At 69.7% G+C, this 15,140-nt stretch carries 12 protein-coding genes and 1 pseudogene; 7 read left to right on the top strand and 6 right to left on the bottom strand.

The window, feature by feature from the left end:
• The first annotated feature begins 493 nt into the window (after window positions 1-493).
• Window positions 494-1,612: a PP2C family protein-serine/threonine phosphatase gene (locus tag ABT078_RS41170; RefSeq protein WP_351237356.1), complete on the top strand. Its 1,119-nt coding sequence runs from the start codon at window positions 494-496 to the stop codon at window positions 1,610-1,612.
• Window positions 1,613-1,907: 295 nt separating this feature from the next.
• On the opposite strand, the gene ABT078_RS41165 is transcribed toward ABT078_RS41170, so the two are convergent.
• Window positions 1,908-2,486, bottom strand: coding sequence for a TetR/AcrR family transcriptional regulator (locus tag ABT078_RS41165; RefSeq protein ID WP_351237354.1), 579 nt, complete (start codon window positions 2,484-2,486; stop codon window positions 1,908-1,910).
• A 52-nt stretch (window positions 2,487-2,538) separates the two neighbouring features.
• Here ABT078_RS41165 and ABT078_RS41160 point away from each other — a divergent pair, with 52 nt between their 5' ends.
• Entirely contained in the window at window positions 2,539-3,045 is a 507-nt protein-coding gene (locus ABT078_RS41160; RefSeq protein ID WP_351237360.1) for a GNAT family N-acetyltransferase, read from the top strand.
• Between the two features lie 376 nt (window positions 3,046-3,421).
• On the opposite strand, the gene ABT078_RS41150 is transcribed toward ABT078_RS41160, so the two are convergent.
• Window positions 3,422-3,898: a MarR family winged helix-turn-helix transcriptional regulator gene (locus ABT078_RS41150; RefSeq protein ID WP_351237352.1), complete on the bottom strand. Its 477-nt coding sequence runs from the start codon at window positions 3,896-3,898 to the stop codon at window positions 3,422-3,424.
• 66 nt (window positions 3,899-3,964) lie between these two features.
• On the opposite strand from ABT078_RS41150, the gene ABT078_RS41145 reads away from it, so the two are divergent.
• Window positions 3,965-4,180 (top strand): hypothetical protein, encoded by a 216-nt coding sequence (locus ABT078_RS41145; protein ID WP_351237350.1) that lies wholly within the window; start codon window positions 3,965-3,967, stop codon window positions 4,178-4,180.
• Window positions 4,181-4,732: 552 nt separating this feature from the next.
• Window positions 4,733-5,255, top strand: a pseudogene (locus tag ABT078_RS41140) (VOC family protein).
• Between the two features lie 298 nt (window positions 5,256-5,553).
• Here the strand turns inward: ABT078_RS41140 and ABT078_RS41135 are convergent.
• The gene (locus ABT078_RS41135) at window positions 5,554-6,825 is read right to left on the bottom strand and encodes an MFS transporter (RefSeq protein ID WP_351237348.1); all 1,272 of its coding nucleotides are present in this window, start codon (window positions 6,823-6,825) and stop codon (window positions 5,554-5,556) included.
• A gap of 75 nt (window positions 6,826-6,900) precedes the next feature.
• Here ABT078_RS41135 and ABT078_RS41130 point away from each other — a divergent pair, with 75 nt between their 5' ends.
• Window positions 6,901-7,458, top strand: a complete 558-nt coding sequence (locus ABT078_RS41130) for a TetR/AcrR family transcriptional regulator (protein WP_351237346.1) — start codon at window positions 6,901-6,903, stop codon at window positions 7,456-7,458.
• A gap of 308 nt (window positions 7,459-7,766) precedes the next feature.
• Here the strand turns inward: ABT078_RS41130 and ABT078_RS41125 are convergent, their stop codons facing one another.
• Window positions 7,767-8,804 carry a questin oxidase family protein gene (locus tag ABT078_RS41125; RefSeq protein WP_351237343.1) on the bottom strand — a complete coding sequence of 346 codons (1,038 nt, stop codon included), beginning with the start codon at window positions 8,802-8,804 and terminating at the stop codon, window positions 7,767-7,769.
• Window positions 8,805-9,056: 252 nt separating this feature from the next.
• On the opposite strand from ABT078_RS41125, the gene ABT078_RS41120 reads away from it, so the two are divergent.
• Window positions 9,057-10,067, top strand: a complete 1,011-nt coding sequence (locus ABT078_RS41120) for a glutathione S-transferase family protein (protein ID WP_351237341.1) — start codon at window positions 9,057-9,059, stop codon at window positions 10,065-10,067.
• A 108-nt stretch (window positions 10,068-10,175) separates the two neighbouring features.
• Here ABT078_RS41120 and ABT078_RS41115 read toward each other — a convergent pair whose 3' ends face one another.
• Together ABT078_RS41115 and ABT078_RS41110 are read right to left on the bottom strand one after the other, a co-directional pair.
• Entirely contained in the window at window positions 10,176-11,225 is a 1,050-nt protein-coding gene (locus tag ABT078_RS41115; RefSeq protein WP_351237339.1) for an SPFH domain-containing protein, read from the bottom strand.
• A 3-nt stretch (window positions 11,226-11,228) separates the two neighbouring features.
• Window positions 11,229-11,660, bottom strand: a complete 432-nt coding sequence (locus tag ABT078_RS41110; RefSeq protein WP_351237337.1) for an NfeD family protein — start codon at window positions 11,658-11,660, stop codon at window positions 11,229-11,231.
• Between the two features lie 1,129 nt (window positions 11,661-12,789).
• Between ABT078_RS41110 and ABT078_RS41105 the strand changes: the two genes are divergently transcribed.
• Window positions 12,790-14,883 carry a protein kinase domain-containing protein gene (locus tag ABT078_RS41105; RefSeq protein ID WP_502981558.1) on the top strand — a complete coding sequence of 698 codons (2,094 nt, stop codon included), beginning with the start codon at window positions 12,790-12,792 and terminating at the stop codon, window positions 14,881-14,883.
• Window positions 14,884-15,140: the final 257 nt, after the last annotated feature.

The following is a 15,140-nucleotide window of genomic DNA, read 5'->3' as shown; positions in this document are numbered from 1 at the left end:
GCCCTGGCCCACACCTTCCCCCCCCCGCGGGCCGATCGGGCCGCGCTGCCGCTCACCATCCCCGGCCCGTGCCCCGCCGGGGGGCCCGCGGGCCCCCCGGGCGCGCGCGCTCCGGGGGCCCGGTGCATCCCGCCACGCCGACGTGAGGTCGGTCCTGCCGCCGCACCCGGCCGTCACGGCTGTCCACCGGCATCGACTGCATCGCCTTCGAACCAGCTCCGACCCGGCGCCGTACAGACCGAACAGCCGGAATGGCGAGTGAGCTCTTGGGCCGGCGGACCGGTGGCCTGTCGGCGGATCCGAGGGGTTCAGCGGGTGGAGCGACGCGCGTACGTGGGCAACGGCGCACCGGATCCCTGGGCGACCACAAGATCGTTGAGTGGAACACTCAACGTCAGCGGGGCAGGCTGTACCCATGGGGTTGCTCCTCCGCTCGCCTCCTCGACCAGGAGAGGGCGGTCACAGCAGGGTCCTGTTCAGGTTGGCGCAGTGCGTGCCCTTCGCGATCGTGCTGGGGGTGGTGGGCATTGAGCTTTCGCCCGCACACGACCTGGTCACCGGCCCCCTCCTCACCACGACGCCGGCACTGGCCGCGCTGACGATGGGCCCGGTGGGAACCCTCTCAACTGCGGCGGTCGCTCTGGGTGTGAATGTGACCACCGCGACCGTTCACCAGGCGTGGGGCACGCAGCTGGTCTTCGGCAACTTCCTGGGGCTGCTTGTGGTGTCCGTGGCCAGTGTCATTCTGAGTAACGCGGCACGTACGCGCAGGCAGAGTGAGTTCGACCAGATGCGCCGGATCGCCGTGGCAGCTCAGGAGGTCGTCCTGCGGCCCGTCCCCGAGCGGCTGGGCCCGGTGCGGGGGGCCAGTCTGTGCCTCGCCGCCGGGACGGGTGCGCAGATCGGTGGCGATCTGTACGAGGCCGTGCGCACGCGGTACGGCGTCCGGCTGATCGTGGGGGACGTCCGGGGCAAGGGGCTGTCTGCCGTGCGGGCGGTCGCGGTGGCGCTGGGCGCGTTTCGGGAGGCCGTGCACTACGAGGATGAGCTGGCGGAGGTCGTGAACCACTGCGCGGCCGCGCTGCGACGCGAGGCCGCCGTACCGGGAACGTACTCTCAGGCAGAACTTCCTGAGGTCCTGATGGAGGGATTCACCACCGTCCTCGTGGCCCAGGTGTCCGACGAGCAGGTGGTGCAGCTGGTCAACCGTGGCCATCCGCCTCCGCTGATGCTGCACCGGGGCAGGGTCGAGGCGCTGATGCCTGCTTCGCCACAGCCGCCTCTCGGGCTGGAAGACCTCGTCACCGGCCCTCCGGCGAAGCCCGAGAGCTATCCGTTCGTACCCGGCGACCGTCTGCTGCTGTACACCGATGGCGTGATCGAAGCCCGCAATCGAGACAACGATTTCTTCGCCCTGCCGGAGTTCATGGAGGGGACACGCACAAGCACCACTCCGTCGGAGTTCCTGGAAGAAGTGCACCAGGCATTGGTCCGCCACACCGAGGGGAGCCTGGCGGACGACGTGGCGATGATCCTCGTGGACCGGCTCGACGATGAAGTCGGCGAGGAGACCGGCCCAGCCGCCGCCTCCTCGAGTGACAGGCCGCAGTGACTGCCTCCTTGCGTTGCCTTGTCGGCAGTTGGCCGGGCTCTCACTGCTACGTCCTGAGCAGTCTGAAGGGGGGCGCGGACGCCGATGCTCGCAGGGCTTGCCGGAATGGGCAGCTGTCGGAGCACGCCGCGGTGCTCGTGCGCGTCGCTGTGGAACGCGAGGGTGCCGAAGGGCAGGGCGCGCCCCCACCGGGGGCGGTGGACGCGGGGCGTGGGTAGTGCCGCAGGCGGTGAGGTGCAGGGCGAGCGCGACTCACCGAAACCGTCGGCCGGCGGACTGGCGAGCAGCGCCCGCGTCACGCCAACCGGGCCAGCTGAAGGTGTACCGCCGCGGTGGTGCGCGCGGCATCACCGGTGGCGAGCAGGTCCAGCAGCGCTCCCCGTAGCACGGCGAGCACGAGGGTGCGCTGCGCGAGTGCGGCTTCGGTGTCGCGTACAGCGGCGGGCTGGCTGCCGGCGAGCAACGCCAGCCAGTCGCCGACCGTGTCGCGGGCGAAGCCGGCCCACGGCCCGTCCGGGTCGATGAGGGAGCGGGCGTAGCTCTCGACCCACAGCGTGAGCAGGCCGCGGTGGGCGTCGTCGGACAGCCATCGCCACAGGTCGCGTGCGATCGGCTGCAGCCCGTCGCGTTCGTGCTGTGAGTCCGCGAGCTGCTGGACGAGCGCCAGTTCGTCGGCTCTGGCCCGCGCGAGCAGGGCGCGGATCAGACCGTCCTTGCTGCCGAACAGGTAGAGCAGTACGCGTGGGCTGGACCGGATCGCCTCGGCGAGAGGGCGCAGGGACAGCTCGCTGAGGCCGCCGTGCAGGGCGTAGGCGTAGGCGGCTTCCAGCAGTTCGTGCCGACGCGAGGACGGGTCCGGTTCGGATCGGGTCACCGGACTATCCTACTGAAACAGTCGTTTCAGTAGCGGTGTGAAGGGAGACATGATGATGGCGCGTGATGTGGTCATCCGACCGCTGGGTCGGCCCGGCGACCTGGGCTGGGTGGTGATGGCGCACGGCGAGTTCTACGACCGGGAGTTCGGCTGGGACACCAGCTTCGAAGCGCTCGTCAGCCGGATCGTCGCCGACTACGCCGACGAGAAGCAGCCCGGGCGCCAGGCGGCGTGGATCGCGGAGGTCGACGGCGCCAGGGCCGGCTGTGTCTTCTGCGTACCCGCAGACGACCGGACCGCGAAGCTGCGTCTGCTGCTCGTCGATCCGGCGGCGCGCGGTCTGGGTCTGGGAGCCCGCCTGGTCGAGGAGTGCCTGCAGTTCGCGCGGGAGGCAGGGTACGAGGCGATCACCCTGTGGACCAACGATGTTCTCGGCTCGGCCCGGCGCATCTATCAGAAGCACGGCTTCGAACTCGTCGCCGAAGAACCCCACCACAGTTTTGGACACCACCTCGTCGCCCAGACCTGGCAGCGCCGCCTCCAGGGGTCGTCTCAGTGATTCGGGGGAAGCGGATGAGCGCTGCGGCGATGCCGACGGACCCGATGAAGTGGTCCAGCCAGACGCTCGTAACGGCGATGCAGGCGGCGGAATCCGTTCATCCCGGCCATGGTCCGCTCGACCACCCAACGGTTCCGGCAAGTCGAGGACTCGATGCCTTTGCGTGCGTGCGATGGGGGGAGTGTCTTCGACATGCTCGGCCCGGCGCACCCTCGGCCTCCCCTCTGTGGCCGGGGGCGGTCTGGTCCGTGCTTGCGGTTGCGTGCAGCGCAGACGGGATGGTGGTCTCGGACGTCAGGAAATGCCGACGCCAAGGCGTTCATCCTGGCGACCTGGTCCGCGGCGAGAACGCGGTCGGACGGCGCGCACGCTGCGCTCAGGTGGCGATGTTCTGCAGGGCCGCAGCCAGCGTCTTGAGGTCCAGGCCCACAAGGTGGTCGAGGAAGTGCCGACGTACGGCTGCCAGGTTGGTGGGCCAGGCCTCCCTGAGGCGGTCGAAACCGGCGTCGGTGAGGACGGCGTTCCAGCCGCGGGCGTCCTTTTCGCTCCTGACCCGCTGGATGAGTCCCTGGTCTTCCAGCCGGTGCACGACGCGAGTCATGCCGCTGAGTGACATCTCGCAGGCGGTTGCGAGATCGCTCATGCGCAGCTGCCGGTCGGGAGCCTCGGAGAGGTGCATCAGAGTCAGGTACTCGATGACGGGGAGCCGCTGCTCGCGGACCATGTCGGCGTCCATGGCACGGGGCAGGGCGTAGATGACGCGATTGAGGGACCGGACCACGGCCTCTTCGTCCGGGCTCAGCGGCTGTACACCTTGCGGGGCCTGTGCCTGCTGCGGTGTGGCGGTGGACATGACTGCATCCTACGTACTTGCTTGACGAAGGGTCCATAGGTAGGTGCTTCGCGTAACAAGGATTCGGTGGTCGGGCCCCTGGAATGCCTGTCGGACACGGCGGGTCATCTGGTGGCTCCCCCCTTGCTGGCTGCCGTCGACCAGCTGGTCCGGGCCGCCGTGCACCGTGCTCACCCGGATCCGGTCGGTGCGGCCTCGACCGGGTCGGCGCCGAACATCACCGACTGCGCCCTCCGCGACCCCTTCGGCAACAGCATCCGCTTCACCCAGCCGAGGGACTGAAGGGTGTCCTGCGGGTGACGAGCGGAGCCAGACCCGGATCGCTGCAACGGTGACAGTGCCGGGAAGACGCACGCACGCCCGCTCGCGGAAGCGGTTCGCCGGCGCACGGAACCCGGCGTGGAGTCCGACTCGTTTGTCACCGTTGCTCCCGCCCTGGTCGGAGCAACGGCCTGTTCCGGTCCGGTCATCACCCACCGGGTCGGATCGGGGCCGAATCAGGCGGCCAGGTCGCCCCACGGGCCAGGACACCCTCGCACCCCGATGGTTGGCCTCAGGTTGGCCGGAGTCCGGCATGCCGCGCGGTCGCGGTCGACGGAGTGCTCCCGGCGTCGTCGGCCGGACCGAACGACGACCCGAACGCCGTCTCCCTTACGCCCCCGGTCAGTTCGCTGCCGGGTCATGCGCGCGGCTCAGGGCCAGTGAGACGGGGGTCAACATCCGGTCGACGGGGCGGACATGCCCGTGATTCCGCGCTTCTTCCAGGACCAGATCCGGCCTGGTTGAGCCCTGGTGTCGTCACGCCACGATGACCCGCAGGAAAGGGCGAGAGCGATGGAACACACTGCACCCGAGGTGTACACCAGCGTTGCACCGTGGGTGGTCACCGACGACACCGGTGCACTGCTTGACTTCATCATCGCCGCGTTCGGCGGCAAAGAGCTCGCACGGGTACCGGTCGAGGACGGCAGCATCGGCCACGGCGAGATCCGAGTCGGCGACACGGTCGTGTTGGCCTTCGATCGACGACTTGACTGGCCCGTGATGCCGGCGCTGCTGCGGGTCTACGTTCCGGACGCCGACGCAGCCGTGGCCACTGCGGTCGCGCACGGGGCGCAGGTCATCACCGAGACCGCCGACAGCGCGTGGGGAGATCGCGGCGGCAGGGTGCGTGACCCGTTCGGCAACATTTGGTGGGTGACGAGCCGGCTCGAGCACATCGCGCCGGACCGGGCGTGGCAGCGAATGTCCGAGCGAGCTGCTGCAGGGACCCGTGGGGCAGGAGTGTGGTCGGTCAGGCGAAGGCCAGGCCGCACGCGCCAGGTCGCCTTCCCGGTCGGCGAACAGCGCGCGGTGAGGGCGCTGTTCGCCGACGTACGGGTGCGGCACGACCGCTGCGCCCAGGCCGAGCACGGCGCCGCGCGGCAGTCGGTGCACCAGCAGGTCCTCACGCTGCTCGGCGGCGAAAAGCCGTACCGGGAACGTCGATCACCCGCATGGAGGACGATGGGAAGAGACCGGACGGCCTTCCGGCGCAGGCACCTGGACGCGGGCGGTCTCCGGCGTCAACGAGGTCGAACGTGCGCCATCAGATGGGTCCCGGAAATCGGCCCGGCAGGCTCCGACGCCCAGCCTCACGCTCCGACCGGCTGCTTTCAGTCACCGGCGATCCTGACCCGTGCCGTGCGCAGCCGCTGCGCGACGAGCGCAAGAGCACAGAGGGCCATGACAGTGGCGCTGTAGACGACCGACGTCTCGTGCAAGCCCACGTTTGTGGTGGCAACCCCCGCGACTACTGCTGGAATGCTGAAGGCGAGGTAGGAGATCACGAACGCGACGGCGAACAGTTCGCCCCGCTCGGCAGGTTCGGCGATCTGGGCCAGCGTGCCGAAACTGGCCAGGGCCGAACCGCCGAAGCCGATGCCGGCGAAGGCGGTGCCGAGTGCGGCGATCGTGAGCGAGTTCGTCTCCACACCGGCCAGACCCACTGCCGTCCCCACCAGCAGGAAGGTCGCTCCCAGGGCCAGAGTGCGCTCATTGGGCCAACCGCGCAGCGCGAATGCCGTGACCGAGGCAGCCCCGCAGAGCAGGGCCACGACGAGCCCACCGATGACGTGGCTGGACAGGCCGAACAGTTCGGCGGCCACTGATGGCCCGAGTGAAAGGTACAGTCCGCCGAGGGCCCAACTGGCCATGAGAATCGGCACCAGCCCGACCAGGTCCGCGCGCAGCCGCGGAGCGACCTTCAGACGAGGCTGCAGTGAGCGGACGACCCCGGGTCGGCGCTGTGCCGTCTCGGGCAGTGCCGCGATGAGAAGTCCGGCGAGGATCAAGCCCGCGAACAAGAGCGCGTACACCAACCGGGTCGGGTGTGGTCCGTACTGCGCGAGGGCTCCGGCGCCGAGCGCACCCAGACCCAGTCCGAATGTCGGGGCCGCACCCGTGATGACGCCCGCGCGATGTGGCGCGTGCGGCGGGTTGAGATCAACCAGGGCCGCGCCGAGTGTCGTCATGGCCGCGCCGGTGGCGACACCCTGCACGAAGCGGGCCGTCAGCAGTATCGAGACGTCGTTGGCGACGATGAACAGTGCCATCGCCACTGCCTCGAGGACGATCGCCGAGGCCAGGACCGGTCGGCGGCCGATGTGGTCGGACAGCGCCCCGAGCACCAGGAGCGCGCCGATCATGCCGACGACGTACACCGCGAAGACGAGGGTCAGCGTGGTCGCGGAGAAGCTCCATTCGTGCTGGTAGACCACGTAGAGCGGGGACGGCGCACTCGAAGCGGCCATGAACAGGACGAAGATTCCCGCGATGGCGGCGAAGGCGACCGGCCGGCTCAGGCCGTGCCGCCCGTGGCCGGCCGGTGAGGCACCTGTGGGTGAGGTGGGCGGGGTCTTCTTGCGGACCGTGAGTGCGTCGGGCATGCCCTCTCCGAATGCAGTGATCAATGCGTTAGCGACTTCCGCGCTAACGCAGTGACCGGTGCGATAATTTCCCCTATGACCCAAGCAACAGCTCAGGCCCGTCCCGGCGGCCGCTCCGCGCGGGTGCGGGCGGCCGTGCATCGCGCCGTCGGGGAGATGCTCGCCGAGGGGCCGATCGAGGCAGTGACCATTCCCGCCATCGCCGCACGTGCCGGCGTGCACCCGACGACGGTGTACCGGCGCTGGGGCTCAGTGGCCCAGCTGCTGAACGATGCCGCCACCAGCCGGTTCAGCGGTGACGTCGTGGTGCCCGACTCCGGTTCCCTGGCCGGTGACCTGGAGCGCTGGATGGTCGACGTGGCCACCGACCTCGCCGACCCGGACGCCCTCGCCCTGATGCGCGCCACGATCGGATCGGGCCCGGAAGGCGGCAGCGCCTGCACAGCCGACCGGCAGGCCCAGCTCGGCGCGATCATCGAGCGGGAACGAGCCCGAGGCGGCAAGGTGCCGAGCGTGGAGCGGGCCATCGATGCGCTGCTCGGTCCGCTGTACTACCGCGCCATCTTCGGCGGCCAACCTGCGCCGAGCGAGTGGGCGCGGGGCCTGGTGGCGGCGTTCCTCGCGGCGATCTAGCCGGCTGGCTTGTGCTGTCACCGGAAACGATCAACGGCTTGGGTGATGAGGTTGCAGCGACACGAAATCGGGTTGTTGCCGGGTGACGGCCGCGCGGGGGAGGAAGCCGGAATGACGTTGTTCAGTGCCGGGAGTGCGGCAAGGGGCTGACAGGCACCTTGAGTCGACTTCTCGCAGTCCGGAGGCGCCATCCAGGGAAGCCGGCTCAGGAAGCCGCAGGAGGCCGTGCGCCGGCGACGATGCCCAGGGGTTCCTGCGCGGTCGAGACAGAGCCATGGGGGCCGCCCTTCGTCTGCCAGGGCATGTCGTCAAAGCTCGTCGATCAGCTCGGTCGCGCGGATCACTGCGGCGAGCACGTCGGGACGGCCCGTGCGCTGGTAGACCTCGAGGCAGGTGTCTGCGAGCTTGATGACATGTTCGTCCTGGTGACGGACAGCCAGGGCGAACACCTCGTCCGCCGACTCCGGGGCGGTGGGGAGGCTGTGCCGAGGTGTGGGTGTGGCAGGGGTGTAGGCCGCGGTCACCGCCGCGCCGGCCGCCCAGGCCGCATGCAGGCTCATGACCCACTGGGTGCTGGGGAGTGCGGGCAGCGTGCGGAGGACGGCCATGGGTGCGGTCGCGGCGTGAACCAGCATGACGGCCGAGCCGTGCGCATTCGGGAGGTAGTGCACGGCCGCAGCGGTCGTCAGTTCGGCCAGCAGGTCCCGGGCCTGCCCGGCGTCGGTGGGTGGTCTCAGCGCGGCCAGCGCAGTTGGCCAGCCGGTCAGGCCGGTGAGCTGGTCGAGCCGATGGTTGATGCCCGCGTTCTGGTCCGGAACGCGCGGAACGCCGGCGATGGCGGACGCCGGGTCGGCGGTTCCGGACGGGATGGCGAACGGGATCTGCTGCCAGCGCGCCGCCCAGTAGCCGAGGGCTTGGCCGAATTCGGTCAAGCGCGGCCCGTCCTGGCGGTCCAGCAGGGCATGGACCGCGTGACCGGTACGGATCACCCCGTGGGTGGCCCCGGCCGCGATGCCGGGCAGAAGCCGTGGCCACCAGGTCTCCAGCACCGCACGCCAGGGTTGTTCGGTCACCTCGCGTTCGAAGAACGCAAGCCAGTCACCGAGACGACGGGGGTCTCCGAGCGCCGTGCGCCAGCCGTCGGCGGTGATGGGCGAGGTGCCGCGTGGCAGATCGTCCAGCCGACGTATGTAGCGGTCCAACCAGCGATGGACCTCGCGCGAATGCCCGCGCCTGACCATGGATTCCACCGCCATGGGACCGTGATTCGTCAGCCAGCCTTCGAACTCCGGTCCCGTCCGGTGCAGCCTGTCGTAAGCCTCGTCGAGCGTGCCGTCGATGTTCATGAGGCCTGACGCTAACCGCGCGCTGATGTGCCACCATCGGCCCAGGGACCGAGGCGTGCCCCTTCATCCGGCTTAGTGCTCCAGTTGTAGACCGTGATCTTGTCGGCGGAGGACACTGCGCGCCGGCATCCCACCGGCTGTGCCGAGGAGCCGGGGCCAAGGGCAGCGGCCCGGGCCAGGACCGACCGGACGTTCCACAGCTCCGAGCCCTACGTAACGTTCGTCGCGGTTGTTCCTGGGTAGGGCCAGAATGTGAGCTATGTGAGTCCCGGCGAGGGGTATTCGCGCGACAGTCGGTACATCACCACCCGGATCACCGCCGACGGACGCGACGGCTTCGCTGTGGAGCCCGGCCGCTACCGTCTGGTGGTCAGCCGTGCTTGTCCGTGGGCAAGCCGGGCGGTGATCGTGCGGCGGCTCCTCGGGCTGGAGACGGCGCTGTCGATGGCGATTGCCGGGCCCACGCACGACGAGCGGAGCTGGACGTTCGACCTCGACCCGGGCGGCCGTGACCCGGTGCTCGGCATCGAGCGGCAGCAAGAGGCGTACTTGGCCCGCGACCCCGGATACGACCGGGGCATCACGGTGCCGGCCATCGTCGACGTGCCGACCGGCAGGGTGGTGTCCAACGCCTTCGCGCAGATGACGATCGACATGTCGCTGGAGTGGAGGCCGTACCACCGCGACGGGGCACCGGGCCTCTATCCGCCCGCGCTGCGGTCGGAGATCGACGCGGTGAACGAGGTGGTCTACAGGGACGTGAACAATGGCGTCTACCGGGCCGGGTTCGCCGGGTCGCAGGAGTCCTACACCGAGGCCTACGAGCGCCTGTTCGCGCGGCTCGACTGGCTCGCCGAGCGGCTCGAAAGGTCCCGCTACCTCGTCGGCGACACGATAACCGAGGCGGATGTGCGGCTGTTCACCACGCTCGTCCGCTTCGACGCCGTCTACCACGGCCACTTCAAATGCAACCGGCAGAAGCTGTCCGAGATGCCGGTGCTGTGGGCGTACGCGCGGGACTTGTTCCAGACGCCCGGCTTCGGCGACACGGTCGACTTCGACCACATCAAGCGGCACTACTACGCCGTACACCGCGACATCAACCCGACCGGCATCGTGCCGGTCGGCCCGGACCTGTCGGGCTGGATCAAGCCGCACGACCGTGCAGCGCTGGGCGGGCGACCGTTCGGTGACGGTACGCCGCCCGAGCCGGTCGCGCCCGAGGAGGCTGTGCCCACCGGCCACACGCCGCTCACTGCCTGAGGCGGCGTCCTGAGGCGGTTTCCACGAGTGGGCTGGGTCCCGGTGAGCCGGGGCTGTGGCGAGGATCTTGCGTTCTGGCAACGCGACCGAAGCCCGGCCCGCTGGTTCTCATCCGCCGTCAGCGAGGCGGTCGGCCGGGAGAGTGCCGGAGGTGACGCCGTCGGCCTTGGCTGCGTCGGCCAGGGCCTCCGCGGCGGCTCTTGCGGCCTGCGCCGCGTCGTCGGCGGCCTTGTCGGCAGCCTTGTCGCCGGAGGTGCTCTCGCGGGTGGCCGGTGACTGTGGCAGCGCCTCGCTGAAGGCGCGTGACACACCCTGGAGGGCGGAGGTGACCTCGCTGGGGATGACCCAGAGCGTGCTGCCAGGACCCTGCGCGAGTTGGGGCAGTATCTGCAGGTACTGATAGGCGAGGAGCTTGGGGTCGGGATCGTTGCGGTGCACGGCCTGGAACACCTCGTCGATGGCCCGGGACTGGCCCTCGGCCTTGAGGATCTCAGCGGTCCGATTGCCCTCCGCACGAAGGACAGCGGACTGCTTGTCGCCTTCAGCGGTGAGTATCTGTGCCTGGCGCTGTCCTTCGGCCCCGAGGATCGCGGCCCGCTTGTCCCGCTCGGCCCGCATCTGCTTCTCCATCGCGTCCTTGATCGACTGCGGAGGGTCGATGGCCTTGATCTCCACCCTGTTGACCCTCAGCCCCCACTTGCCGGTGGCTTCGTCCAGCACTCCACGGAGTTGGTTGTTGATGGTGTCGCGTGAGGTGAGAGTCTGTTCCAGGTCCATCGATCCGACCACGTTGCGCAAGGTGGTGACCGTGAGCTGTTCGACCGCCTGAAGGTAGTTCGCGATCTCGTAGGCGGCGGCTCGTGGGTCGGTGACCTGGAAGTACACGACGGTGTCGATCTCGACGACCAGGTTGTCCTCCGTGATGACTGGTTGCGGTTTGAAGGAGACGACCTGTTCCCGCAGGTCGATCTGCGGATGGACGCGGTCGATGTAGGGGATGATGACGTTGAGTCCGGGTTTGAGTGTGCGGTGGTAGCGGCCGAGCCGTTCGACATTGCGGGCGCGTGCTTGGGGCACGATGCGCACCGCTCGCAGCACGGTGAAGACCGCGAAGAGCGCGACGACCAGGCCGGCGACGAGGAGCGCTGAGGCTTCCATGGTTCACTCCCGGGGGTAGACGAGTGCGGTGGCGCCGCTGATCTCCATGACTTCGACGGTCGTCCCGGGAGGAATCACCAGGGTCTCGTCATAGGCGCGGGCCGTCCATTCCTCGCCGCCGATGCGGACCCTGCCGTCCAGGCCCGTCACCTCGGAGACGACGTAGGCGGTCCTCCCGACCAGTGCGTCCACGCCGAATCGCTCCACCTGGGGCTGGAGCGTGTGGCGCAGTACCGCGGGGCGGACGAACAGGACACTGGCCGCAGCGACGACGGTGAACACCAGGAATTGCAGGGGCGGCGGAAGGCCGAGCGCGGCGGATCCGGCCGTGACCAGCGCGGCCCCGGCCAGCATTCCCAGCGCCGCGGTGAGAGTGAAGACCTCCGCCGCAGCCAGGATCGCGGCAGTGATCAACCAGATCAGCCATGGATCCATCGGCTCCTCCTGACAGGTGCGGGTGCCGGTGCGCGAATGGCTGGGCGAGGGCCCTTGGCCGCCGATACCGGGCCGCTGTGCACTTCCTGGAACGAGGCTCCCGCGGAACGGAGCTGTATTGGTGTATCGCGGCCCCACGCGGCTACCTCACAATCCCCTGTAAGGGGTCTACCCGTACCAAAACCAGAAGTAGGGGCCTTTATGCGCAGAACAGCAATTTTCATGTCGACTGCCGAGCCGTGATATGTCCTGCTTTTGCCGTCGCAGGTGTTCGCCCTGGCAGGGCTTCTGGCCGGTCACGAGATCATGCAGTCTCCAGGACTGCCGCGGGGAGCGCCGCCTCCAGGAGCCGGGTTCGGGGGAGGGAGAGGCCGAAGCGCCGTTCGCTGATCTCCAGCGAGTAGCCGCAACGACATCAACCAGTCAGTTGATGCCCCTGCTCGAGAAGATTCCTGCAGTCCCTGGTGGCCCGGACCGGCGCCCGCGAGGCGGCCGGGCAACGCTGCTCGGTGACCGCGGATGCGACCGCCGCGAGTACCGCCGACCGGTACGGCCACAGAGCGTCAAGCCCGTGATCACCCGCTGTGGCCTTCCGCATGGATCAGGCCTTGGGATCCACGGCTGGGGCGTCGACCGCGCCTTTCGTCTTGCTCCGTGGTTTCCGCCGCCTCCGCATCCGGTGGGAACGACGCGACGACATCCATGAAACCTTCCTCGGCCTCGCCACCTGTCTCATCACCCATCGACGCCGCACGTCCAACGCCTTTGTCAGGACCTTGAGCGGGACAAGGGTCGTGACCGGCTGTGCAGCGGCCACCGCGTAGATGTTCAAGGCTGGACTGCGGTGTGCCTTGCGCGGGCCGCCGCAGCGCGTCATGGCCCCGACGACCTCGACAACCGTGACATCGTCACCGCCGACCCCTGCCGGCTGCCGCGGCGGCCCGGGGCGAGGCCGACGCAGTCGGCGCCTCGGCGGGCCCGGACATCCTCGTTTGCCGCACGGGAGATACCTGCGCTACGCACGTTCTGGGTGACTTGCCGCTCTTCAGGCGATATGCGATACGTGGAGTGAGGCCTTTCAACGCTCGCCGGGGACCCCCTGCCGGCCGTCCTGGAAGAGGGGAGCGCCGTGACAGGAGCGAACGAGGCCGCCGGGCGTGTGATCACCGGGCGCTACCGGCTCCTGCGCCGCCTGGGCGCCGGCGGCATGGGGCGGGTGTGGCTGGCCTACGACCAGGAACTGGCGTGCGAGGTCGCGCTCAAGGAGATCATCCTGCCGCCGGACGTCCCGGAACGCGAGGTGGGCACCCGGATCGCGAGGGCCCGCGGCGAAGCGCGGCACGCCGCCCGGCTGCGCAACCACCCCCATGTCGTCACCGTGCACGACATCGTGGAGGACGGCGGCCTGCCGTGGATCGTCATGGACTTCGTCCCCGGCGCCATGGACCTGGAGGCGGTGGTGCACGAGCAGGGGCCGCTACCGCCCGCCTACGTCGCCCGGATCGGGCTGGCGGTGCTCGACGCCCTGCTGGAGGGCCACCGGCTCGGCATCCTCCACCGGGACGTCAAACCGGCCAATATCCTGCTGACCCACCCCGGCCCGCAGCCTTCCTACCCCACGGAGGGAGGCGGCCAGGTGCTGCTGACCGACTACGGCATCGCGCTGGAGCCGAGCTCCGGTGAGGCCCGCCTCACCGCCACCTTGGAGATCCTCGGGACCCCGCGCTTCATGGCGCCGGAACGGACCCGCAGCGTGCCGCCCACCCCGGCCGCCGACCTGTTCTCACTCGGCGCCACCCTGTACTTCGCCGTCGAAGGGAGCGGTCCCTTCGACCGCGAATCCGCCCTCACCACTCTGAGCGCCTTGCTGTTCGAGCCCCCCACCCCGCCGCGCCGGGCAGCGGAGCTGACCCCGGTCCTCCTCGGGCTGCTGACCAAGGACCCCGAGCAGAGGATGGACGGCGACGAGGCCGCCCAGCGGCTCACCTCCATCGCCGCCCAGCCCCACCCTCCCCCGCCGCAGCATCCGGCCCCGCCGCCGGTGATGCCCCCGCCCGAGCGGCCTTCCGTCTCGAAGCCGCCGCGCCCTCAGGAATCGCCCTCGACGACCGAGTACACGCCGCCGGCGGAGCCGGAGAAACCGACCGGCCCGCCCCTGGGACCGCTGCCGCGCAAAGGCGACGAGGCCCGGCTGCCGCCCCGCCCGCCGGGGCCCAGGCACCGACGGGCCAGGTTCATTGCGGGGGTGGTGGTCGTGGCGCTGGCCGCGGGTGGCGGCGGTATCTACCTGACACAGTGCCGCTCCCCGGGTCCTGAGCCCCCTGCACCGACATCAGTGCTCTCGATCCGGGTCGGCGACTCTCCGCAGGGGGTGACGGTGTCCCCGGATGGGCGCCGGGGCTACGTAGCCAACTTCACCTCGGGTTCGGTGTCGGTGATCGACACTGCGACGCACCGTACGGTGGGCAACCCCATCCCCGTCGGCGACACCCCGGAGGGGGTGGATGTGTCGCCGGACGGCCGCCGGGTCTACGTGACCAACAGCTCCTCGGCTTCGGTGTCGGTGATCGACGCCACGAGGAACCGCACGGTGGGCAGCCCCATTCCTGTCGGTGACACCCCGGAGGGGGTGGATGTGTCGCCGGACGGCCGCCGGGTCTACGTGGCGAACGGGAGCTCGAGTTCTGTGTCGGTGATCGACACCGCGTCGAACCGTACGGTGGGCAGCCCGATCCCGGTCGGCCGCTTTCCGGAGGGGGTGGCGGTGTCTCCGGACGGCCGCCGGGTCTATGTGACCAGTCTGGGTTCGGACTCGGTGTCGGTGATCGACACCGCGTCGAACCGTACGGTGGGCAGCCCGATCCCGGTCGGCGACTCCCCTCAGGGGGTGGCGGTGTCTCCGGATGGGCGTCGGGTCTATGTGACCAGCTTGGGCTCGGACTCGGTGTCGGTGATCGACACTGCGACGAGCCGCACGGTGGGCAGTCCCGTCTCCGTCGGCTCCCGCCCGGCGGGGGTGGCGGTGTCTCCGGATGGGCGCCAGGTCTACGTGGCCAATGGGAGCTCGAGTTCTGTGTCGGTGATCGACACCGCGTCGAACCGCACGGTGGGCAGTCCCGTCTCCGTCGGCTCCCGCCCGGCGGGGGTGGCGGTGTCTCCGGATGGGCACCAGGTCTACGTGGCCAATGGAAGCTCGGGTTCGGTGTCGGTGATCACGTTCTAGGAGACGTCCGAAGGCCGGGACTGCGCCCGGCCGATTCGGCGAACGAACAGCATGGCCATCCGCCCGGCAAAGGAACGTCGTCCCGGGCGCGCGACCGCTCCGCGCGGTCGTTCACGCGGTTCTTTGTCCGGTGCGCGGGATCTCCGTCCTGTGGCCTGCTCGGCCGAGCAGCTGACCGAACAGCCGGCCGAACGGTCGGCCGACGGACGGGCCGGATGGGTGTCCGCGGCCGCCGATGCCGGGGCCGGTGCCGACGC

The organism is Streptomyces sp. NPDC002133 (genome assembly GCF_040296405.1).
Lineage (GTDB): Bacteria > Actinomycetota > Actinomycetes > Streptomycetales > Streptomycetaceae > Streptomyces.
This window is presented reverse-complemented; position numbering and strand designations above follow the sequence as displayed.

What these genes read in the sequence shown, in the direction of transcription:
- ABT078_RS41160 (WP_351237360.1), top strand. Translation starts at nt 2,539, where the DNA reads ATGATGGCGCGTGATGTGGTCATCCGACCGCTGGGTCGGCCCGGCGAC.
- ABT078_RS41150 (WP_351237352.1), bottom strand. Translation starts at nt 3,898, where the DNA reads ATGTCCACCGCCACACCGCAGCAGGCACAGGCCCCGCAAGGTGTACAG.
- ABT078_RS41135 (WP_351237348.1), bottom strand. Translation starts at nt 6,825, where the DNA reads ATGCCCGACGCACTCACGGTCCGCAAGAAGACCCCGCCCACCTCACCC.
- ABT078_RS41130 (WP_351237346.1), top strand. Translation starts at nt 6,901, where the DNA reads ATGACCCAAGCAACAGCTCAGGCCCGTCCCGGCGGCCGCTCCGCGCGG.
- ABT078_RS41125 (WP_351237343.1), bottom strand. Translation starts at nt 8,804, where the DNA reads ATGAACATCGACGGCACGCTCGACGAGGCTTACGACAGGCTGCACCGG.
- ABT078_RS41115 (WP_351237339.1), bottom strand. Translation starts at nt 11,225, where the DNA reads ATGGAAGCCTCAGCGCTCCTCGTCGCCGGCCTGGTCGTCGCGCTCTTC.
- ABT078_RS41110 (WP_351237337.1), bottom strand. Translation starts at nt 11,660, where the DNA reads ATGGATCCATGGCTGATCTGGTTGATCACTGCCGCGATCCTGGCTGCG.